Origin of the sequence: Imperialibacter sp., from assembly GCF_040222385.1 — a bacterium.
In the GTDB taxonomy this organism is placed as follows: domain Bacteria; phylum Bacteroidota; class Bacteroidia; order Cytophagales; family Cyclobacteriaceae; genus Imperialibacter.
Genome location: NZ_JAVKDF010000023.1, coordinates 479220 through 500466 on the forward strand (window position 1 = coordinate 479220; position 21247 = coordinate 500466).

Consider the following 21247-nt stretch of genomic DNA (forward strand, 5'->3'; position numbering starts at 1 on the left):
TCACTGCTATTGGATGGTTTAGCTGCTCGGAGCGGGGCAGATTACAAAAGTTTCGTCACCAGCTCCAAAGTTCGCCGCACGACCGGTGGCACGATGGAGAGCAAACCTCAGAGGCTATTCCAAACTTTTGTAATCTTAGTTGACGATAGTCAGAAGCCTCACCTCACCACCTCACTCACCAGTATCACAGGAGCGGCGTTGGTGTAATTGGGGAAGTCGGCTCGTATGGCATCTCTGTTGGGAGCTATGGCGTCCTGGTTGGAGGCCGTAGCAGATTACAAAAGTTTCGTCACCAGCTCCAAAGTTCGCCGCACGACTGGTGGCACGATGGAGAGCAAACCTCAGAGGCTATTCCAAACTTTTGTAATCTCAGTTGACGACAGTCAGAAGCCTCACCTCACCACCTCACTCACCAGGATCACAGGAGCGGCGTTGGTGTAATTGGCAAAGTCGGCTCGTATGGCATCTCTGTTGGGAGCTATGGCGTCCTGGTTGGAGGCCGTAGCAGATTACAAAAGTTTCGTCACAAGCTCCAAAGTTCGCCGCACGCCCGGTGGGACGATGGAGAGCAAACCTCAGAGGCTATTCCAAACTTTTGTAATCTCAGTTGACGACAGTCAGAAGCCTCACCTTACCACCTCACTCACCAGAATAACAGGCGCAACGTTCGTGTAATTAGCGAAATCTGCCCTTATGGTGGCTATGTTTGGGCCGATGGCCGCCTGGTATTCGCTCAGGTCTTTTACATAGAAAGTGCCGATGGCCATATAAGGTAATGGTGTGTTGGGAATGCCGCTGGCCGTGCCTTTTTCGATGGTATACTTTACCAGGTTCGACCCCAGGTAGCCAGCCACCATAGGCATGTGTTTGGTTTCATAGTAGTCCATGTCAAAGGTTTTGCCTTCGGCAAAAGGGTACATGACGGATACCTTAATGAGCCCTTTTTCAACGACGATCTGCTTTTGCTTCTTGGCTTTGCCAGGCTGCTTTTCCTGACAAAAGGCAGATACAGAAGCGAACAGAAGCAATGCCGATAGGATGAGTTTAACTTTCATAGTTGAGTTTTTTAGTAATGAAATTTACAGATAAATTTTACTTTGTGAAGCCCCTGCTCGTAATTGTATCTGTTCGCCTACACCCTGGAAGGCATAGCCTCTCACCCTGTTATTTTCAAAGACTGAATAAGCCCATCCTTCAGTTTTAAATGATAGGCCAGAACGATAGGACTTCCCGGAAAATTGCCTGAAACTTCGGCTTTCAAAACTTCTTCGGTTGCTGAATAGCTGATCGGTTTCATTACGGTTTGGTATGCCTCATTGGCTTTTTTAATCCATTGCTGAATTTCCTTTTTTCCCTTGTGTGTTTTGCCCTCGTCAAAAACGACAGCTGTTTCAGAAAAACAATTTGCGTAAGCCTGGCTGTCGAAATTGTTTTGTGCCTGTGCTAAATCTGTGATTACATCTGGTAAAGTCATTGTTTGTATGTTTTAGTTGTTAAATCGTTGGGATGGTACCTCCGTCGATGACGAATTCGGTACCGGTTATATAGCCGGCTCTTGGCGATACGAGAAAGCCCACCAGCTCTGCTACCTCTTCCGGATTGGCTGGTCTGCCGTAGGGGATGCCACCCAGGGCGTCCATAACGCTCTGCGTTGCCTGCTCAATACTGATGTTTGAGCTCTCGGCAATGCGTTCCATCATGGCTATTGAGCTTCCGGTTTTAATCCAGCCTGGTGAAACCGTCAGCACACGCACCCCTTTGGGTGATACCTCGTTCGATAAACTTTTACTGTAATTGATGAGCCCAGCTTTTGCGGCTGCATACGGCAGGGTGGAGTCGAACAACGGCAGCTTGCCCTGAATGGAGCCTATGTGGATAATGACACCGGATTTTTGTTGGATCATGCCAGGCAAAAATCCCCTGTCGAGCCGTACCGGGGCCAGTAAATTTGACTGAAGCGTTGTGGTCCAGTCGTCGTCGGTCAATACGGAAAAGCCGCCACCGGGTGTGTCCGAACCACCCAAATTATTGACCAGAATGTCCAGCTTGTCGAAGGCTGACTTTACTTCCTGTATCACTTTGGCTGTGCCCTCCGGGGTGCTTAGGTCGGCAGGAATGAAGTGAAGGTTTTTATGTGATTCGTCAGGACTGTTCCTCGCCGTGATGATCACCGTAGCCCCTGCTTGCAGCAGCCGTTCGGCAATGGCCTTTCCCGTGCCCTTTGTTCCTCCAGTCACCAGGGCGGTGTGGCCCGATAGCTCATTATTGAAGTTAAAATGTTCCATTTTGCATCTCTTAGTGCAGGGCAAAATTGGGCTATACGAACAGCTGCCACAAGTACGGGCAATCGAATCACATAGGGATAAATTTGTCCCATATGCCATATTTCGCTGCGTTGGGCTATTTTTGTGATATGTATGAAAGAAAAATTCCGTTGAACCTGAACTGCGGTCTCGACCTGATCGGCGAAGTGCTGTACGGCAAGTGGAAGATCAGATTGCTGTGGTTTATCAATGAAGGATTTCAGCGCCCAAGCGAGCTGCAACGAAAAATACCCGACGCTTCACGCAGGGTGTTGAATGTGCAGCTGAAAGAATTGGAACAGCACGAATTGGTGACGAAGAAAATTTACCCTGTAGTTCCTCCCAAAGTGGAGTACTCCCTGACTGATTTTGGCAAAACATTGATTCCTGTCATTTCAGCGCTGGGCGACTGGGGAGATAAGCATGAGGAGCGTTTGCGGTCTCTTATTTTGAAAAGTGAAGGGATGCAAGCGGACGAATGAATGTACTCCTGCACCAATTTTGATTTGTTGAGTGGCGATGCATTCGCCTGTCTCATACGTCCTCCCGGGCGGACAGCCGTTTCCGCTATCGCTCAAACGAGGACGATGGGGGTCTGCTTTATCAAGCGAGGTTATTCTTTAGCTGTTCCACTTGGCGGGCAGATACTGAATTGCGAGCGCTTTCGATCATGCCTTCAATTAGTTCGGGACTGAATTCGAGACCAATTTGCTTAGCATAACTCTTGATGAGCGATTTTATGTAGATTGTACTTCTATTGAGCATCATGGCCTTAACTATTTGCGCCTCTAAATCTGGAAAACCACTTGGAGTGAATTTCTTTCGAATAGCATCTGGCATCTGGTGAGAGTAGTCATTAGCAACATCTTCCAAATATGAGGCAATTGCTGTAGAATGAGGATTGACGGTTCGTTTTAGGCTATCAATACTGGACGCCAGGCTTTCCAGTTTTTCTAGTATATAGCGACCCTCTTCAACCTCTATCTGCTCAAGCTTTTTTGGAATAGTTCTGCTGAAAGCTTTTAGAAAAGGCGAATAGTCCTTGACCTTAGCGGCCAGCAGTGTAGCTGTTATGCTGGCTGCGAGATCTTTCTTGAAATTTTCAATTTCATGGTAATGAAGCGACGTAGGATATTTGAGGTGTTGCACCGGGGCGATGTCGAAATTGTATTTACTCAGATCGTCTTTGATAATGATTGTCGGCATGTCAAAGGCTAGTCGCATTCCGAGTTCAAACATAACATTCGGATTTGCACTACTAACGTCACAAATCACGATGTCGTTTAAGTAAAGGTTATGGACAATACGCTCGTGAATAAGACCGGATGGTTTGTCGTCACTAACTAGTGCTGCTTCGAGTTCGAGACTATCGGTCACTTCGAGCAGGATTCGTTTCACATCTTCCCAGTGATTATTGTCGTATCCAGAAGTTGGCGATATCGGCATGATAAGACCACATTTCTTCGGCTTAGTCCCAGTCTTGGTCGAAGCTTTTTCGACTTTTTCATCCTCTAGAGGCTTTCCATTCTCACTGTTGGTTTTTGTCATCGTCGATAGTGTTCGGTATTTTTCAACTAAAAAAGTTACTGAAGATACCACAATGTCACGAAAATTCAACTGACGCTGTCTGGAAGGTAATGTTGCATTCCAGCTGTTTTGGTTGACTCTGACAGGCGGCTTTTTGGGTCATAATCCGTGGCACAACCTCCACATTGTCGTTTCAGCTTTTTCTTAAACGAGGACGATGGGGGTTAATGGTTCACGCTAGTCTATTCGATTATGATGTTTTTTTATTGATTCTAGGCTTTCTTTGTGGCGCTTGAAATTCCTTCCTCTATTTCATCGGCAGCTTTTCCAATGATGTCTTTTGTTCGTTCTTCGACAGTTTTTACTATTGATTGGCCTTTAGGTCTGTCTCGATCAAGAATATTGAGAAATGGGTTATCAGACTTCTGATAATCGGATATTAATTTACCTGGATTCTCATTGCTCACAGTCAAGAAATTGTGAAGCAGCTTTATTCTGAGTTCCTCTGACAAAGCACTGTCTTCTATGCCTTGTATTTGATTTGATAGTCCTTCAATAGTCATGCTAAGCACTTGTTTGTGAGAATATTCTTCAATTAATCTTTTTGATAAATTAACCTTTTTGTTTGCCGAAATTGTGATCCATATTAGGGGCGCATATAGCGGCATAAATGATAAAAGTATCTTCGGTGACCTTTCAATAACTTCAATCAGGCTTGAGCCTGTAGAAAGAAAAAAAATACTAATGGACATCGGAATCAGTGAAACCATGGATAGATAGAAGATTCCTCTATTGAAACTCGATTTATACTCGTTAAAGAGTAACTCCTCCTCCTTCTTCTTTGCAATAAATGCAGAGCTGAGTCCCGCTGTTAATGCATCTGGTAGTAGTGACGCAATACGTTTGTTAATTCCATCATATTCTCTTCTGGCATCTTCTTTAGTTTTATCTATTTCGAGGCTATTTTTACTAATAAAAAGATTGTACTGTTCCTGACTGGAGTTTTCAAGGGTTTCTATTTGCTCAGCTAATTCTGTGGTCTTTTCATCTAGTTCATTGTATGCGGTTTCCAGCGCAGATTTTAATCCCTCGATATTTACAATTTTACCATCTTCATCCTCGTCCTCATACCCGACAATTTCCCGATGTAGTTCATCTATTTCAGATTTCTTTGCTAGAATACCTTTATATGTGGTTGTTGCTTTACTTGCATTTTCCTGTATTTCCGTCAGTGTGGTGTTTAGTTTTTCAGCCTCACTTTCTAGATCTGGATGTTCATCAAAAATGTCAGTGATCTTGGTTAATGCGGTTAAGAGTTCACTGCTTCGTGCATCAATGCTGTCACTGGATTCTCTAGAATTCTGATTCAGTTGCTCAATTTGATCCTTTATTTTTGATATTGAATCAGCTTTTTCGATTAGCATTGACTCTGTTTTTGCAATTCGTGCAAGAATCTCAGAAGACTCATTTGATCGTTCCTCAGCCTTATTTCTATATTCGGCAGCTTTTTTTGATGCCTGCCGTGCCTCTTTTTCAATGTCTGAAGGTCTTTCTTCGATTCTTTTTTCTAGGATTGTTAATCGATCCCAGAGCTTTTTCCTTTCGTCCTCCAGATACTCAATCTTTTTAGAGTTTTTACCATCAAACATGTTTAGTATTATTTAAGCGGTGAAATTTTTGCGACTCGTAAAATCTGGCTGTGGAACACTCTATTTCTAGGTTTTTTCAATTGGTTAACATAGATCTTACCAACCACTCCTAGATACCAACAGGTAAAAAAAACTCAGATAATAGAATAAAACTAGCTGGCAAAAAATCCGGCAAACAAGCTCACGGGCCGGAACTAAAAATTAACGGAAATAATACTAGTGAAAAGGGGGGTTATTCGCCAATGATTCCGGTTATATTTTCGAGAAGCGGTGTGCCAGCACTTATTTCAAACCTATTCCAGGAATAGGCGATTGGTGTCAACCTATTGTAGGAATAGCTCTTTAACCTGTCAACCTATTTCAGGACGTGAAAGACGACCAACCAGCTTGTAGACCCATAGGAGCCGAAAATACCTGAAAAACCGCCTTCTACCCCCTCCCAGAGGGGGGTACCCCCCTTCCAGATACCCCCTCCCCCTGATTTTTGTGGTCACTCTCACCTTTTTGGTGAACTGGGTCATCTTTTTGGTGAACTGGATCATCTTTTTGGTGGTCGCTCGCATCTTTTTGGCGAACTGGGTCATCTCTTTGGTGGTCGCTGTCACCTTTTTGCTGAACTGGGTCACCTTTTTGGTGAGAGCTGTTATCTTTTTGGTGACCGCTGTCACCTCCGAACAGACAGCTGGCGTGTTTTTCGTGGCACATGTCTGCTTTTTGGTCACCGCTGTCACCTTTTTACTGACAGCGGTAGGGTTTTTACTAACAGCTGTCACTTCCGGGCTGACAGCGGTAGGTTTTTTAGCGACAGTGGTGAACATTGAGTATATCCTGCGCCACCCCTGGAATGAGTCGGAGGCTAGCCGTTCCTCCCTGTTGTGCTTCTTGTTTCTATCGGTACGGGTATCGGCGTCTTCCTCTTGCCTAAGAAGTTTTGCCTGATTCAGCAATGAGAGCAGACTTCAACAGCATGAAGTACCGTACTTTGTTCGTGAAACCGTCTGCTTGCTGCGGTGAAAGTTGGCGCCGGTTGGTGTATGGAAAGGCACCTGTGGCGTTGGCGGTAGCGGGGTGTAGACCTGGCTCCTTCAATCAGTTGCGCATAGGCCATTTTGGGCTACTGCAAGGCCTTTTCTGATCTAGCGCAAGACCTTTCCAAATCTAGCGCTACTCCCAGCCAACAGTAGCGCTAGATGTAACCAACAGTAGCGCTACTTATACCCCCATAGTAGCGCTACTTCCAGCTCGCAGTAGCGCTACTTTTTCCTCCCTGTAAGGCAACATGCACCTCCATGCAGCGCAACAAGTTGTTGCCTTTGCACCCAAAAGGAGAGGGGGAGTAGCGCTACAGGCAGGTGGTTGTTAGGGTAGAGGTAGATGGAAGTAGCGCAAGACCTTTCCAAATCTAGCGCTAGATCCATTCACATCTAGCGCTAGATTGCTCCCGGTCTAGCGCTAGATTCAACTCCATCTAGCGCTAGATGGATCTCCATCTACGGCCAGATGCCGGTCGGTCTTCGGCTAGATGCATCTCCATCAACAGCAAGATAGATTTCGAACTACAGCAAGATGCATTTCGGTCTACGGCAAGATGGATATCCATCTACAGCTAGATGCATGTCGGTCTACGGCTGGATTGAACTCCATCTACAGCTAGTTCCATTCCCATCTAGCGCAAGTCCAAAACCTGCGTTTGCGGTGGCAGTCGGGTCCAGCATCGCTCCGCCGGCCGACTACCTAAGAAATAAAAAATACTATTTTTTCAGTACCTTGAGTTGTGTAACAGTTACTACCGGGTCGCAGTGACTTTCGGCATTATCGAACCAACCATGGATACACCTATGAAATCAAAACGACTACCTGCCCACCTTGCCTGTCTTTTACTGGTAGGTGTCGCGATGCTTACCGGCTGCCAACCAGAAACCAAGCAAGCAGAAGAGGTTAAAAAAAGGCCTAATATCATTTTCATCATGAGCGATGACCACGCCTACCAGGCCATTAGCGCTTATGGCGGGGCATTGGCCGAGCTGGCGCCCACACCCAATATCGACAGGATAGCCCGGCAAGGCATGCTGTTCAATAATTGCCTGGTCACCAACTCCATTTGCGGGCCCTCCAGGGCGACTATTCTTACGGGAAAGTATAGCCACCTCAACGGATTTATCGACAATACCATTGGCTCAAAGTTTGATTTTAGTCAGGAAAGCTTCGCCAAGGTGCTGCAGCAGGCTGGTTATAAAACAGCCACCATTGGTAAGCTGCACCTGGGTGGTGTGCCCACCGGGTTTGATTACTTTGATATCCTGCCCGATCAGGGGCGCTACTACAATCCCCAGTTCATTAACAAGGACGGACAATACGAGGTGGAAGGGTATGCGACGGACATCATCACCGACAAAACATTGCAGTGGCTTGACTCTGCGAAGGAAGATGAAGAACCTTTTATGGTGATGATGTGGCACAAGGCCCCTCACCGAAACTGGGAGCCTGGCCCCAACGAATTGGGCATGTATGAAGATGTGACCTTTCCTGAGCCGGAAAGCCTGTTCGACGACTACTCCGGCGACCGGGAGGCAGCCTCGCTCAACAACATGACGATTGCCAAAACCATGAAGATGGAAACAGACCTCAAAATGATGGAAAATGCACCGGCATCCATGACTGAGGCCCAAAAGGAAAAATGGAATGCGGTGTATGGGCCTATCTACGAAGACTTCAAGCAAAAGAACCCGACTGGCGATGACCTGGTGAGGTTCAAATACCAACGGTATATGCGTGACTATCTGGCATCTGTTTCCGCTGTGGACAAAAGTGTGGGCCGGTTGCTGGATTACCTGAAGACCAACGGACTGGACGAGAACACCATTGTGATCTACACTTCGGACCAGGGATTCTACCTCGGCGAGCACGGTTGGTTTGACAAGCGATGGATGTACAGTGAGTCGTTGCGCACGCCATTGCTGATTAGCTGGCCCGACGTGGTGAAGGCGGGCTCGGTGAGCAATCAGTTGGTATCTAACCTCGATTTTGGAGAAACACTGATCGACATCGCCCAGGCACAGATACCAGCCGACATGCAGGGAGCGAGTCTGGTGCCGATTCTGAAGGGGGAAACGCCGGCCGACTGGAGGCAAGCGCACTACTACCACTATTACGAGCATCCGTCGGAGCACAATGTGATGCGCCACTACGGCATCACCACCAGCAAGTATAAGCTGATCCATTATTACTATGATATAGACACGTGGGAACTGTTCGACCTGGAAAAGGACCCACAGGAAATGCAGAACGTGTACAACGATCCGGCCTATGCCCAGGTAAAAGCCGAGCTGCATCAGCAGCTGGACCAACTTCGGGCCCAGTATCAGGACAGCGATTCTCTCAATCAGATGTTCATCGAAGAGTATCATGAGAAAGTAAAGGAGAACCCTGTGATTGAATACTGGAAATATTCAAGGGAAGAGATTGGAAAAATGTTGCAGGAGATGCGGGCGAAAGAGGCCGAATCGAAATAGTTATGTCATTTGTTTACGACTCAACTGGTTCAAGCGTCCGCCGGGCCGCTTAGGCTTGGCCCCCGAAGTAATATCACGCAAAGGCGCCAAGACGCAAAGGAAGAACTGGTTGTGGCTGCCTCCGAAAGATCAACAGCCTTTGCGATCGGATTTGTCCGGTCTGCGCCTTAGCGTGCTATTTTTCTTCGCTGGACATTTTAAGCCACAATGGAGCCTGGCCCGTGAGACACGGTACAGGGCGGAGGAATGAACCTGCGCCGGAGGGCAAGCACTGTCCTACTGCGGGATTTGTTCCACCAAAATTTCGTTTCCCGCTTTGTCGTAATAGGTGCAGGTCATTTTTTCCATACAAATGATCCATTTTTCGATACCATAGGTGGCACACATTTTTATGAAGGTGTTATAATCCGTTTTGCCTTGCTGATGGGCCACCAGCTCCGTTTTAAAGGCCTCAATATTGGCCGTGTCGGCTATTGCTGTAGCGTCATATTTCGCAGGTACTTTTGCCGTGTGACTGTCTCCATGATAGTCGATATGTCCATCGGTTACGTAGGCCTCATAGTGGGTTACACCCAGGGCTTTAATTTCCTGAATGTAAGAAGGGAAGTCGGCGCCTGACTTTACTTTGCTGTGGGCAGCTTTGATTTGGTCTACTGTAAACATTGGTTTCTTCATTGCTTTGCTTGTAAAATGATGGTGCAAAGGAGCAATGAAGAATGGCCCTTTGATTGTAAAAAATCGTTTTTCTACAAGAAGCGTTTGAATTGCTCGGGTGTGTCGCCGGTGAACTGTTTGAAGCTCTTGATGAAGTGTGCCTGGTCGAAGAAATTGTGCTCGTAGCAGATGTTGGTGAGCGATTTTGTTTCGCTAAGGTTGTCGAGCACAGTGTTGAACCGCACGATGGAGGCAAATTTCTTGGGTGTGGTTCCCACTACTTTTCGAAAGCGCTTTTCGAACGGACTCTGGCTGATGGCCAGCCTGTCGTTCAGCTCCTGAATGCGGATGGTGCCATTGCTCTGGTAGATAAGCCGGACAGCCTCAACAATGAGTTTGTCGGCCTGAATATTTTTGAGCCGGGCAAGAAGAAACAGCTCCACCAGTTTGATGCGTTGCTGGTCGGATGTGGCAACGAACAATTTCTCTTCCAGCTCGCCGATGCTGTCCCTGCTGAAAATTTCTTCCAGCGAAAGGCTCAGGTTGAAGAGCTCGTGTGCAGGATGTGAGGCGAAATGTGTGAAACCAGTTTCAGTAAAATACACCAGAATGGAGCCAATACCCGCAGCGTTTTTGAAGACCTTGAAACTATCGGAAATACCGGTGATACCTGCGGTAGCCAGGTTTGTGGCCACATTGCCTTTCACCGTCGCCAGCTGGCCTTTGTACTGAAACCCAATAACAAGGCCTGCGGTAGGGAATACCTTGTACTCATTTTCCAGCTCACTTTCCGACACCACAAAGTGCCTGATATAGGGCTTTAGTCTCTCAGTCGGAAGATGTTTTTCAAACTTCATTGGGTTGTTGGCCGCCTGGAAGTGTTTTCGTGAGGCAATTGGGATAAAAATACACAAAGTGGGCGGTAGTGCAAGCCCCATGGCGGTGGAGACGGAGACCTTTGCGTGGAGCCTTTTTTTTCTCGCAGAGACGCCGAGACGCCAGGGAGGAGTGGCTCTCATCCGCCCAAGTCTTTATTTCTGCCCCTCTTTCCCCTTAAAATCTGTGAGGTTCGCTCCATCATAGCGATACACGCCATCGGTGCTGCCAAACCAAATGTTTCCGTCATTGGCCTCCAAAATCCCAAAGACCAAACCTGGGTTTCCGCCCTTCCAGGGGTCGATCACCGTGGGCGTAGCCTTTAAGCCAGCCAATGTCATGGCATCGTAGCGGGAAAGGGCCCAACCCTTACCTGTTTCGGAGCTTGTCCAGATATTGCCCCGGCTGTCTTCGTAGATGTACCCGCAAAAATCCTTCGAGATTTGCGTCAGTTTGTTGCCCTGCCCGTCCGGTAGGCGGGTGCTGTACCGCCACATGCCGTCGTTTCCGCCGAACCAGAGTTGCCCCTTGCTGTCTTCGATGACCGTACGAACATTGGTAAAAGGCTGGTCGTCGTGCAGGAGGGCGGTGAACGTTTTCCCGTCGTACATGAACGTGCGGCCCCGGGTAGCGAACCAGAGTTTGCCTGAGCGGTCTTCCATGATGGCATTTACCTCCATGGGCGGACGGGTAAGATCCGGGATTGTTTTGCCTGTGGTGTCTTCCACCATCGTTTCTCCTTCGATCAGGAAATTCCGAAACGAGGTGCCGTCGTACCGGCTGGCCCCTCCGTTCACACCGAACCAGATATGGCCGGCTTTGTCTTCATATATCCAGGTAATCTCATTGTTGGGAAGGCCGTCTTTGGTGGTGAAATTCGTAAAGTTGACGCCATCATACCGATAAACACCCGAGCCAATAGTACCGAACCAGAGGTGGCCCTTCGTGTCCTCCAAAGCGGAAAAGAAGCGGGCATCGCTTATGCCTGTGGTCATGTTGGTAAAGGTGCCCTGCCCGTCCGGTAGGCGGGCGTCGTAGCGGAACACGCCCTCCCAGGTAGCCATCCAGATGTCACCCTTTTGGTCTTGTATCACAGCCCGGGTAATGTTGGTCGGCCCGGTGTAGGCGGCTACGGTTTTGACTTCGGCGACTTGGGGAGTTTCCGTGGGCTGGTCGGCTTTGGTTTGTTGTTTGCACGAAGCGCAAAAAACAGCCGCTAAGAGCAGCAGGTAAACAAGTGTGTATTTTTTCATGGATTCTCTTTCACTGCCCGTTCTCTTGAATGGGCAATGGCTAAAACTACGGGAAGTGCGCACGGAGCGCTATAAACGGATTGTAAAAAGAATGTAAAAGTTTTGTGGCCGGGGGGGGCAGGTAGTGGGAAAGGCCTCGAGGCAATCACCACTTGATCGCATCATCTGGTGGGACCAAATTGATCGAATTTTTGCAACCTTTTGGCTACTTTTATTTCGATGAGTGCCAGAAGGCCGACTATCAAAACCTCAATCAACAGATAAATCCACCCCAGGTTTGTGATGGTTCCGTAATGATACACTGCCAAACCGATAGACAAGCAACAATACAGCAAGTTCAATAGTGCAATTCCTTTGAGGAAGGGTCCCAATTGGTATGCCACACGTCGATAGCAGTAGTAATCATAGACGGCAAATATTACCGGGAATGCCGCCAGCGTATACAAAGTTGCTGCGGGTATGCCAAAAAGTGTCTGCAGTTTGACCAGCACAACCCCCAACAGGAAAGCGGATAGGCTGGCTCCAAACCCGTCGAACAAAAAGAGTTTTTTGGGGTTATTTTTCGCCTTTTCAATCACTTGTTGTAATGGCGCCATATCATTGTAGTCTGGATTCCATTTCGGTCGCCATGTTCTGAGGTGGCACTGCGAGCCGAAACTTAGTAAATTACAAAGGAGTTTGCGAAATCTATGGCTTCACAAAAGGTTTGACGTGAAGCGCTGACGGCTTGCAAACAGCACTAAACTTTCGTAAATCATTGAACATCCTATTTACTATATACAGGGTTAGCCACTTGCTTCTTTATTAGGCTAAAATTGGTTCAGTCATTACAATAATCACGTGTGCAAATATGTGAGCCAAGAAAGCACTTTCTAATCCTTTTTTCCAGTAAAGCCAACCAAATATTAATCCGCCAAATGTGTTTCCAATAAGTATATAACTCAATAGACCTGTTGAAGGATATTCAACTGCCTGGTAAGCAATTGGAAAATGCCCAAGTGCAAATAGGATAGAAGCGATGATGATCCCGGTCCAATATGTAATTGGTTTTGTTTCCCCAAATATTTTAGAGGCTATCCAAACTATTAAAGTCATTAACCCAAATCGCATAAGAATTTCCTCAGTTAATCCTCCGTATAAAAATCTGGCAGCTAAGGTGGGTTTTAATGACTCACCTAATTCCAAAAATTCTGTTGGAAGAATTGAATTGAACATAAAACCAACAAGACTTATCAAAATTCCAGACATAACACCTCCCAAAACCCCATATTTTAAAATGCTGATGGTATTCAAATTATCATCCATTACACCCACCATTTTCTCAATGAGCGGTACTTTCAAACTAACTTTTTGATAAAGGAAAGTTCCTATAACTACTGCAACAACCAGCATTATTGTTGGGTTGACTAAGGTCAACATTTTTATTTGTTGAGGGGTAAAACTCTCTTTTAGGAGCGCTTCTGCTTCTGAAGGCAAACGTATTTCCATTGTAAGAATCGACAGCACGCCAATGATCCCCAACCCAAATAGTATTAATCCCAAGAATGCTTTCTGTTTTTTCATTTATTGAAATCCATTTTGTGGTTTTTTTGCCGTTTTGTATAACGAGAAGCATGGCTAGGGCAGATTACGTGGCAATTCCTGATCACATGCCAAACTGCTTTGAAACAGGCTATGCTAATTCAGCATTAGTATCGGTCAAAATAACTAATCAAAGCGATCTCATTTTCTTTAACCATTTGCTTATAACAGGATAATATTCAGGTGATAATATTTGAAAATAGGGAAACTCTTCATTCAAAAATGTCATGGAATGAGTGGTGTTTTCGAAAGTGGCCATCTGGTAATTGGTTGACTTTGATTTTTTGATAGCCTTTTCAATCGTAAGGTAGCTGTTGAGGGGAATCACTTCATCAGCTAATCCCTGAATGACCAAAACAGGTTGAGTTATATTCTCAAAATAAGGAAGTCCTTTAAAATTTAGTTTGTAGTCCTTCTGGATATCACGTTCAGGTATCCAACAGTATTTTAACCAATCTTCTTTACTGTTTTTATTTTTTAGCTGCTCCAACGATTCATAGGAAATATTTCCTGCCAGATAATTATATCCAGCTTCCTGCATTTTTAAGGCTTTATGAAGTTCTCTTTCACCTATTTGATTCCTGTTTAAATTTTCCCAATAGTTTAAATCACTTTCCAAAAGTGTGCCGTCGGGACAGCTGATTGAAATTCCAAAACCCAATTCAGGCATTTTTGATAAAACATAAGGAATCTTGACACCTCCCTGACTGCTTCCTTTAATGCCAATTTCGGAAAAGGGAAGCGCTGAAATTTTAGAAAAAAACTCAATGGCATTTATATCATCTGAGCTGAGCTCTTCGATAGTTGCCGATTGCCAATCTCCTTCAGACTTGCCAGTTCCCCGTTTATCGTAATTAAAAATAGTATAACCTAAACTGGCAAAATAATAAGCTTCTGCATTGGTTGCACTTCGGTCATTGCCTTGAGAGGACGTCAGGAAAAGAAGACCCGCATTGATTGGGTTTTTTGGTTTCCACAGTGTCCCTGATAGTTCAAGGCTGTTCGACGAAAAGCTGAGTTCTTGTTTGTCAATGACGTCAGATTCAATTGAAAATTCTTGATTTAAGTTGGTTTCAAAAGTGTTTAATAATTGCTCTGTTTCGTTCGAATACACTTTTAATTCTCCACGAAAGCTTTCCTCTTGTTTGATATATTGATAACTATATGTGTAGTAATCGCTTACTACAAAAAATTTCAAAGTGTCTTTTTCCAGGGTTGTCTTTTGACATGGAATTTCATACGCATTCATATGGATGCTCGTAAAGAACGCATTGGTTTGGTTCTCTGTTTCTACCAGATTGATCTGATAGTCTATCGTCGATTTTCCGAAGTGGATAGTTCCTGACCAGGTTTGAGCAATTAATTCTCCAAAAGAGAGCAAAGCTAAAATTGATAAAAATGATATATGTTTCATGAGTTTTGATATTTCATACCGAATAGGGATGCCCCTCCATTTCCTTTTTACAGCCATCTTTAGCTTCTCGTAATATGTTGCTCCTGGATAATTGGTATTTCGATATGGTTAAGAGATATATGGCCCCATTCGTTTGTAAGTGAAAAAAATGACCTGTTTGTAGAAAATCCGAATGCCATTTTATCTGCAAACGCAAATTTCACAAGGTTAAAATTGTTGCTTTTAAAGCCGCCCACAGCTAATGGGAAATTTGTATTTACCAATTTCGACCATGGGTTTTATCACTGCGATTTTAAACTCCGAATAGTCTAAACCCGGCTTAATCCAATTTTATAATTGTAGAAGTGTCTTTAAGGTTTTGTTTTTCTACTACACCATCACCTTTATAATAAACGTTTGAAGTTCCACTTGCTGCAACATCCAACGCCTGATTAATAGTTAACGAGATATTGCAACTACCATTAAGGTTGGCTTTTAAGTTTTTGGTTGCAAAATCAAAACCAGTCATTTCAGAAGCCCCTGCCGCATCAATATCAAAGGAGTCTGAGTTCCCGGAGATATCCAGTGTCGCTAGCCCGATAAGCCTGGCAACCAAATCATCAACTTCAATACTCCCTGAAACTCTGGCGGCATCATTAATTTCCAACTCTAACTGTGGTGTTTTCAATAGATTGTCGAATTCAATGGATGCGGTACGATCAGCTTTTACTATTGTAAGTGTCGCCGTTTTAATGTAAATATTTAAAACAAGCGCTCCGCTGATATTGGTATTCTCGTTTAGGCCAACAGTTAATTTGTTGCCCGACTGTTTCATTTCTATTAAATGATGCAGATTTTCATTTGCTTCCACCTGAACAGATTCTTCGGTTTCCGAAAAACTTACGTAAACATTAAACACATCGGAAACATCTAGCTGGCTAATGTTTGAAGCCGTAAAATTGGTTGTTGTTATTATTGCCGAAGGAACTAAGTTTACATCATCTTTTTCACAGGAGGTGATGATGAAAACCAAGCCTATTGTCGCTAATAAAACTACTTTTGTGTTTTGATTCATTGCTTTATTTTTTAATTTTTCTTAGAAGTTTATTTATCGCTGAGCTGTCATATTTTTATTCTGCGCTATGCTAAAAATGGATGTCAAACAGGATGTTTGAACAGTAAAAGCCTGATCTTTCAATCGCTTTTCTTGCGGCAAGATTATCCAGTGTGGTAGAACATATTGGTTTTCTCTTCGCCTTCAACAGTCGATTTACCTGCATTTGCATGACACGTGTAGCTATTCCTTTGCCTTGATACTCCCTTTTTACAATGATCCCCAAATCGGCAATACCTGGTTGAGAATCACTCATTCTACATTCACTAGTGGCAATAATTAAATCTGACGCCCTTACCAGGTATATTTCTTTCCTCGAAACAAGATTTTCGGTATAACCAAAAGTATCATCCATGCCTATCTGGTCCTTTAAGAATTCTTTTACAGCAGGAATATCATCGCTTGAAACTAGTTCTACAGTGAAAGCTACCTTCAAGTCAATTGGCTTATTTGAATGCTGAAAACAAAAAGTGTTGGCCTGAATTGACTTTGAATTATTCAAGCAAGCATTAAATGAAACGGGCTCGTTAGAGCTTAGACTTGCCGAATTGACAAGTTTGGTTCCGACCAAGCTTTTAATAACTTGATCCATCTTTGATGTGGATTCCTCCAACAGAAATAGCTGTAGCAAACAATTCTGGTCAGTAATGCAGCAATAACCCAGGGTAACGCCCTTGCTTTCAATAAGGTAAGGTTGAGCAGATGCGATGTATAGCTGTTCCCACATGGCATCAATGGGAGCGGTCAGATTTTGATATAGTTTAGCCCTTAGTTCACTAATCTGGTCTGGGTCATTTGCTTTGATAAAGTTCATGCTTGGGAGTATTTTTTAATAAGCAGTTCTTTAATCTGTCCCAGTGGAAATTCCTTGTAGACTCCCAAATAGCTTAATGCAATTCCATCTAGTTCCGCAATGAACATATGGCTTTTTACTAGTGAATTCTCAGGGTCAATCTCATTGAAAATGCTGAGGGTCGCTTTGAGGATAAAAGATGACCTTTCTGTAATCAAGTCGGCCAACACCTCTCTCGTGCTTGGCTGAACGATCATATTCAAATTAAATTGAAAGAACAGCTTATCCACCTGCAACTGTGAAAAGAAGGACTCTATAAGTTGTATTAACCTTTCTTGGGCAGATAGATTCACCTGGTCTATTTGGTTCATTTCCACAATCAAGTCTGTCGTTCTCTTAAATATCTCCCTCAGCAATCCATCCTTAGATTTAAAATGGTGAGATATCAAACCCTTCGACACATTGGCGGTTTCACACACTACCGAGAGGGGCGTATTCTCAAATCCTCTTTCAGAAAATAATTGGGTAGCGATTTCAATGAGTTCTGTTCGTTTATCCATGGCCTTCGAATACTGACTGCACGTGCGTTCAGTTTGTAAATCTACAGATTAAATTCTAATTAGCAAGTGCCTGATTACTTTATCGTAGAATTTAAGGTTTATTCCCAAGCATAGAAGCTGGTACGCTTTGACGGGTCAGAATGGCATATAACGTTGGCTATAAAACGTATGCGGTTAAAAACCCACCGCAGTGGTTCGTGTCTCACGAACGACTCAAGGTGATGATGAGTATTGGTTCGTGGGACACGAACCAAGGGGGGTAGTCATTTCCTCACCGCCTCATAGTAAAGCGCCAGCTGACCGGCTTTGAGGGCTTTTGTTTTGATAAGCTTCAGCGTTGCCATGTCGTCGATGTCTTTGAACAGCCGCAGTCCCTTTCCTGCGATGATCGGGTGCATGCAAAGGTGGTATTCGTCGACTAAACCATGTCTCGTAAGAGCGGAAATTAAACTCGGGCTACCCAAATAAATGTCTTTGCCGGGTTGCTGCTTTAGTGCCAGCACTTCGTCCTGAAGGTTGCCTTTGGCTAGTGTGACATTGGTCCAGGCCACACTTTTCAGCGTGCGGGAAAAAAGGATTTTTGGGACGTTTTCCAGCAGCACAGCAAATTCATCTATTGGCTGGTTGCCGGTGGGGTTTTTCACTACGGCAGGCCAGTAGCTTTCCATCAGCTGGTAGGTGGTTCTGCCATAAAGCAGCACGCCGGCGCTGCGCAATGCATCGTTGAAATGCTTATGTAATTCGTCGTCTGCAATTGCTGACGTGTGGTCGCAGAACCCGTCGAGGGTCATATTGATGGCAGCGATAATTTTTCTCATAGTAATTGTTTGTTTAGGGTTGCGCCTGCCTGCTGGACCAGGTTGGTAGGTGGGTAGCCAAATTGTTTTTTGAAAGCGAAAGAAAAATGCGACAGGTTTTCAAAACCAGTTTCGAAACAAACCTCCACCGGTTTTCTTTTCTGCTCGGCCAGCTGGTAGTGTGCCAGTTCCAATCGCTTTTGCGTCAGCCACTTTTGGGGTGTCGTGTTAAAAGCTCGTTTGAAATCCCGTTTGAAAGTGGTGAGGCTCCTTCCGGTTAAGTAGCCAAACTTTTCCATCGGCATATTGAACATGTAGTTCTTCTCCATAAAGCTGATTAAGTCCACCTTATGGGGGTCATCAAAATTGGCCAGCACACCATCGATATCCGGTTCAATGGCTCGTAGGATGCTAATGGCTTCTTTTATTTTCAGCGATGCCAGGCCTTCTGGTAAACCATCTTTCATGTCAAAGTAGGGTATCAGAGACGCCAGGCAGCTTTCGAGCAAGGGGTGACTACTGAAGCTGCGGATTCTTGGCACAGGGGCAACCTTTGTTTTTATTTCAATACCGCTGTAGAAGTTTCTCAGGATGTCTTTGGTGAGCAGCATGACCACCGTTTTATGCGGCAGGCCATCTTTTGGGTAGTTGATAACGGTGGCGGGCTTATTCCTGGGAATAAGGAAAATGTCGCCCGTTTTGAAACGATGAACGGCATCAGTTTGCACAATTTTCGTTTCGCCGGAGATAAACCAGATCAGCATGTGATGATCAAAGACGATCTCAGATTTAGAGAACTTGTCCTCATAACAGGAGAGCTTTATCTCCGGGGTTAGGTATTTCGATATAGGATCCAATGTATTTATCACAGTTTAAAAATAAGCAATTTAAAATATCGGTCTATGACCCGGCCAATTCAAAAATGGTGATTTCAGGAGGCATGCCTACCCGTCCGGGATATCCCAAATAGCCAAAGCCTCTGTTTACATACAATTGTTGTGTTCCATTCCTGTACAGGCCTGCCCATTGTTTGTATTGCAGCTGTGCCGGAGAATAGGTTTTACCTCCCAGGGTGACGCCAAACTGCAGCCCATGGGTGTGTCCGCTGAAGGTCATATCTATCTCCTTGTAGTGGGGAGTCACTTCCATGTTCCAGTGCGATGGATCGTGACTCAGCAGTAGTTTTACAGCTGCTTCGTCACTGCCCTTCACTGCCGTGGCCAGATGGTTATTTGCAGGAAAGATAGATTCTGTGGCGGAGATGTTTTCCACCCCAATGATGGCCAACTTTTCTCCTCCCAGGGTGATGATTCGGTTTTCGTCGACGAGTAAATCGTATCCCATGAGTTTGTGGGCATGCCTGATGTCATCCAGATTTTGCTGCCTGGCTTGCTGATCGGGAAATTTTAAGTAGGCTCCGTAGTCGTGGTTTCCCAGCGTACTGAAAACCCCCATAGGCGCTTTCACTTTGTCGAAAATGCCAAGGTAGTCTTTTACTTCCCAGGCCCTGTCGTTCACCAGATCACCGGTGAAAAAGACCATATCTGGTTTTTCTTTCAAAAGCATTTCGACTCCTCCTTTTGCGGCCGTTTTGTTAAAAAAAGATCCCGTGTGGATGTCTGAGATCTGCCCGATGGTCATGCCTTCGAACGCCCTGGGAAGATTGTTCAGTACCAAACGAACCCGGCGCAACCGGTAGTCGTGTGCTCCGGAGACAATGCCCCAGGTAAGTGCCGTTGCCGGAATGGCGGCAGCCATCAAAGAGGCTTTCATCAGAAACTCAGAGCGGGTAATGACCTTGCCGTTACTACTTGTGGCTGCTGCTGGCAAATCATCGCCAGGGCTGATTTTGTTCGCTGCCCATCTCACAAACCTGGCTGCGTCGTCGATCAGAAGGAAAGCCACAGAAACCAGCTTCGAGCAATAGACAACGAATAGACTTGACAGGATAAAAGTGCGGGCTTTCACCCCAAGCAGCTCCGGATCAACAAAGTTATAGGCCCAAAGCCCAAGCAACACTGCCACTGTCAGACTCCAAAAGGCCCACTTTACTACTTCCAGCGTTTGGCCACCGGAGGAGTGAAACACCACTTTCAATGCTTGCCATACATACCAGTCGATAAGTAGCAATACGCATGTCAGTATAGGTATTACAAGGAATTTGCTTGCTGTCATTTTTTTGAAGTTTGGAATTATCGCCGATTCCATCGATCACGGGGAGGAGCTGTTGGCACCTCCCCGTTCGATGCTGGTTCATGCGGCTTTGTTTGAGTAGATGAATTGATCGACATAGGCTGCGTACGTTGTCATCAAAAATGACCATGCCTTTTTGCTGATCTCGATTTCTGGAAAAAGAACCTCAAACGCATGATAGCACCCTGGGAACAACTCAAATATCACGGGAACGCCCGCCTTTTTGAGGTTGTCCACGTAGTCGATGGTTTCATCTCTGAAAGGCTCCAGATCGCCCACAAACGTGATAGTGGGAGGTAATTTGGAATAGTCTTTTGCCCGTGCCGCAGCTGCATAGGGCGGGATTTCTGCTCCCTGGTTGACAAGGTTCCTGAGATAAGCGGACCAGCCCAGCTTATTTGACTTCGCATTCCAACCCGCTGAGTTGTTGTCCTTTGCCGACTCGGAGTTTTGTCTGTCATCCAGCATGGGATAAATGGGAATCTGGAAGGCGAGCTTTACATCCCCGGTATCTGTTGCTTTCAGCGTAACAGCGGCTGTCAGTCCCCCGCCAGAACTATGCCCGGCAATGATGAGTTTGTTCGGAATGATGCCCAGCTGTTTCACGTTCTCGTTCATCCACAGCAAGGTGTCATAGCAATCGTTGAAGGCTGCCGGATAAGGCGCATCATAGGCTTTGCGGTAGTCGGGTGCTACCACCACGCAGGGTCTGGCGTCAATAAAGCGTTTGATGACTGAAAGGAAGTCTTCCGGATTCCCGAGCAGGTAACCTCCGCCATGGATATAAAGCATGCCAGGCAGGTTTTCAGTTTGTGCTGCTGGCCTGAATATTCTGACACGGATATCCGGGCCACCATTTCTGCTGGGGATGAATCTCTCCTCGCCTTCGATGCCCTCAATGTTCCTTCCTTTTGAACGGGCGCTATTGGCATTCAGAAGACTGATCCCAATCCGGTTCATGATCAGCCTCGATGACATTTTCATTATTGCATAGGTAGGCTGAAGCCCTTTGTTGTGCATTTCTTTTGTGACCTTCATAAAC

Annotated in this window: 23 protein-coding genes; 3 read left to right on the forward strand and 20 right to left on the reverse strand. The window is 45.4% G+C overall.

The window, feature by feature from the left end:
• Positions 1-225: 225 nt before the first annotated feature.
• Positions 226-441, forward strand: coding sequence for a hypothetical protein (locus RIG68_RS12450; protein WP_350122549.1), 216 nt, complete (start codon positions 226-228; stop codon positions 439-441).
• Positions 442-626: 185 nt separating this feature from the next.
• Here RIG68_RS12450 and RIG68_RS12455 read toward each other — a convergent pair whose 3' ends face one another.
• From RIG68_RS12455 to RIG68_RS12465, 3 genes are all read right to left on the reverse strand, one after another.
• Complete coding sequence (locus RIG68_RS12455; RefSeq protein WP_350122551.1) at positions 627-1055, reverse strand: EthD family reductase; 429 nt, start codon at positions 1053-1055, stop codon at positions 627-629.
• Between the two features lie 101 nt (positions 1056-1156).
• Positions 1157-1474 carry a nuclear transport factor 2 family protein gene (locus RIG68_RS12460; protein ID WP_350122553.1) on the reverse strand — a complete coding sequence of 106 codons (318 nt, stop codon included), beginning with the start codon at positions 1472-1474 and terminating at the stop codon, positions 1157-1159.
• Positions 1475-1493: 19 nt separating this feature from the next.
• Positions 1494-2285: an SDR family oxidoreductase gene (locus RIG68_RS12465; RefSeq protein WP_350122555.1), complete on the reverse strand. Its 792-nt coding sequence runs from the start codon at positions 2283-2285 to the stop codon at positions 1494-1496.
• Between the two features lie 128 nt (positions 2286-2413).
• Here RIG68_RS12465 and RIG68_RS12470 point away from each other — a divergent pair, with 128 nt between their 5' ends.
• The gene (locus RIG68_RS12470) at positions 2414-2785 is read left to right on the forward strand and encodes a winged helix-turn-helix transcriptional regulator (protein WP_350122872.1); all 372 of its coding nucleotides are present in this window, start codon (positions 2414-2416) and stop codon (positions 2783-2785) included.
• A gap of 121 nt (positions 2786-2906) precedes the next feature.
• Here the strand turns inward: RIG68_RS12470 and RIG68_RS12475 are convergent, their stop codons facing one another.
• The 4 genes from RIG68_RS12475 to RIG68_RS12490 form a co-directional block, all read right to left on the reverse strand.
• Positions 2907-3851 carry a hypothetical protein gene (locus RIG68_RS12475; RefSeq protein WP_350122557.1) on the reverse strand — a complete coding sequence of 315 codons (945 nt, stop codon included), beginning with the start codon at positions 3849-3851 and terminating at the stop codon, positions 2907-2909.
• A gap of 251 nt (positions 3852-4102) precedes the next feature.
• Positions 4103-5479 carry a coiled-coil domain-containing protein gene (locus tag RIG68_RS12480; RefSeq protein ID WP_350122559.1) on the reverse strand — a complete coding sequence of 459 codons (1377 nt, stop codon included), beginning with the start codon at positions 5477-5479 and terminating at the stop codon, positions 4103-4105.
• Positions 5480-5829: 350 nt separating this feature from the next.
• On the reverse strand, positions 5830-6426 hold the full coding sequence (locus RIG68_RS12485; protein ID WP_350122561.1) for a hypothetical protein: 597 nt from the start codon (positions 6424-6426) through the stop codon (positions 5830-5832).
• A 306-nt stretch (positions 6427-6732) separates the two neighbouring features.
• Positions 6733-6897 carry a hypothetical protein gene (locus tag RIG68_RS12490; RefSeq protein WP_350122563.1) on the reverse strand — a complete coding sequence of 55 codons (165 nt, stop codon included), beginning with the start codon at positions 6895-6897 and terminating at the stop codon, positions 6733-6735.
• 420 nt (positions 6898-7317) lie between these two features.
• Here RIG68_RS12490 and RIG68_RS12495 point away from each other — a divergent pair, with 420 nt between their 5' ends.
• Positions 7318-8991 carry a sulfatase family protein gene (locus tag RIG68_RS12495; RefSeq protein WP_350122565.1) on the forward strand — a complete coding sequence of 558 codons (1674 nt, stop codon included), beginning with the start codon at positions 7318-7320 and terminating at the stop codon, positions 8989-8991.
• A 276-nt stretch (positions 8992-9267) separates the two neighbouring features.
• Here RIG68_RS12495 and RIG68_RS12500 read toward each other — a convergent pair whose 3' ends face one another.
• The 13 genes from RIG68_RS12500 to RIG68_RS12560 form a co-directional block, all read right to left on the reverse strand.
• Positions 9268-9666, reverse strand: a complete 399-nt coding sequence (locus RIG68_RS12500) for a DUF1398 domain-containing protein (protein ID WP_350122567.1) — start codon at positions 9664-9666, stop codon at positions 9268-9270.
• A gap of 71 nt (positions 9667-9737) precedes the next feature.
• Positions 9738-10664, reverse strand: a complete 927-nt coding sequence (locus RIG68_RS12505; protein ID WP_350122569.1) for a helix-turn-helix domain-containing protein — start codon at positions 10662-10664, stop codon at positions 9738-9740.
• A 12-nt stretch (positions 10665-10676) separates the two neighbouring features.
• Positions 10677-11774, reverse strand: coding sequence for a ligand-binding sensor domain-containing protein (locus RIG68_RS12510; protein ID WP_350122571.1), 1098 nt, complete (start codon positions 11772-11774; stop codon positions 10677-10679).
• A 161-nt stretch (positions 11775-11935) separates the two neighbouring features.
• Positions 11936-12370, reverse strand: a complete 435-nt coding sequence (locus RIG68_RS12515; protein WP_350122573.1) for a hypothetical protein — start codon at positions 12368-12370, stop codon at positions 11936-11938.
• Between the two features lie 208 nt (positions 12371-12578).
• Positions 12579-13337 carry a CPBP family intramembrane glutamic endopeptidase gene (locus RIG68_RS12520; protein ID WP_350122575.1) on the reverse strand — a complete coding sequence of 253 codons (759 nt, stop codon included), beginning with the start codon at positions 13335-13337 and terminating at the stop codon, positions 12579-12581.
• Positions 13338-13485: 148 nt separating this feature from the next.
• Positions 13486-14769, reverse strand: a complete 1284-nt coding sequence (locus tag RIG68_RS12525; RefSeq protein ID WP_350122577.1) for an alpha/beta hydrolase family protein — start codon at positions 14767-14769, stop codon at positions 13486-13488.
• 319 nt (positions 14770-15088) lie between these two features.
• Positions 15089-15823: a GIN domain-containing protein gene (locus RIG68_RS12530; RefSeq protein ID WP_350122579.1), complete on the reverse strand. Its 735-nt coding sequence runs from the start codon at positions 15821-15823 to the stop codon at positions 15089-15091.
• Positions 15824-15893: 70 nt separating this feature from the next.
• Positions 15894-16676: a GNAT family N-acetyltransferase gene (locus tag RIG68_RS12535; RefSeq protein ID WP_350122581.1), complete on the reverse strand. Its 783-nt coding sequence runs from the start codon at positions 16674-16676 to the stop codon at positions 15894-15896.
• Positions 16673-17215 (reverse strand): TetR/AcrR family transcriptional regulator, encoded by a 543-nt coding sequence (locus tag RIG68_RS12540; protein ID WP_350122583.1) that lies wholly within the window; start codon positions 17213-17215, stop codon positions 16673-16675. The genes RIG68_RS12535 and RIG68_RS12540 overlap by 4 nt, the downstream gene beginning before the upstream one ends.
• Before the next feature lie 263 nt (positions 17216-17478).
• Positions 17479-18033, reverse strand: coding sequence for a dihydrofolate reductase family protein (locus tag RIG68_RS12545; RefSeq protein WP_350122585.1), 555 nt, complete (start codon positions 18031-18033; stop codon positions 17479-17481).
• On the reverse strand, positions 18030-18881 hold the full coding sequence (locus RIG68_RS12550; RefSeq protein WP_350122587.1) for a helix-turn-helix domain-containing protein: 852 nt from the start codon (positions 18879-18881) through the stop codon (positions 18030-18032). The genes RIG68_RS12545 and RIG68_RS12550 overlap by 4 nt, the downstream gene beginning before the upstream one ends.
• 31 nt (positions 18882-18912) lie before the next feature.
• On the reverse strand, positions 18913-20187 hold the full coding sequence (locus RIG68_RS12555) for a metallophosphoesterase (RefSeq protein ID WP_350122589.1): 1275 nt from the start codon (positions 20185-20187) through the stop codon (positions 18913-18915).
• A gap of 78 nt (positions 20188-20265) precedes the next feature.
• Positions 20266-21243, reverse strand: a complete 978-nt coding sequence (locus RIG68_RS12560) for an alpha/beta hydrolase (protein ID WP_350122591.1) — start codon at positions 21241-21243, stop codon at positions 20266-20268.
• Positions 21244-21247: the final 4 nt, after the last annotated feature.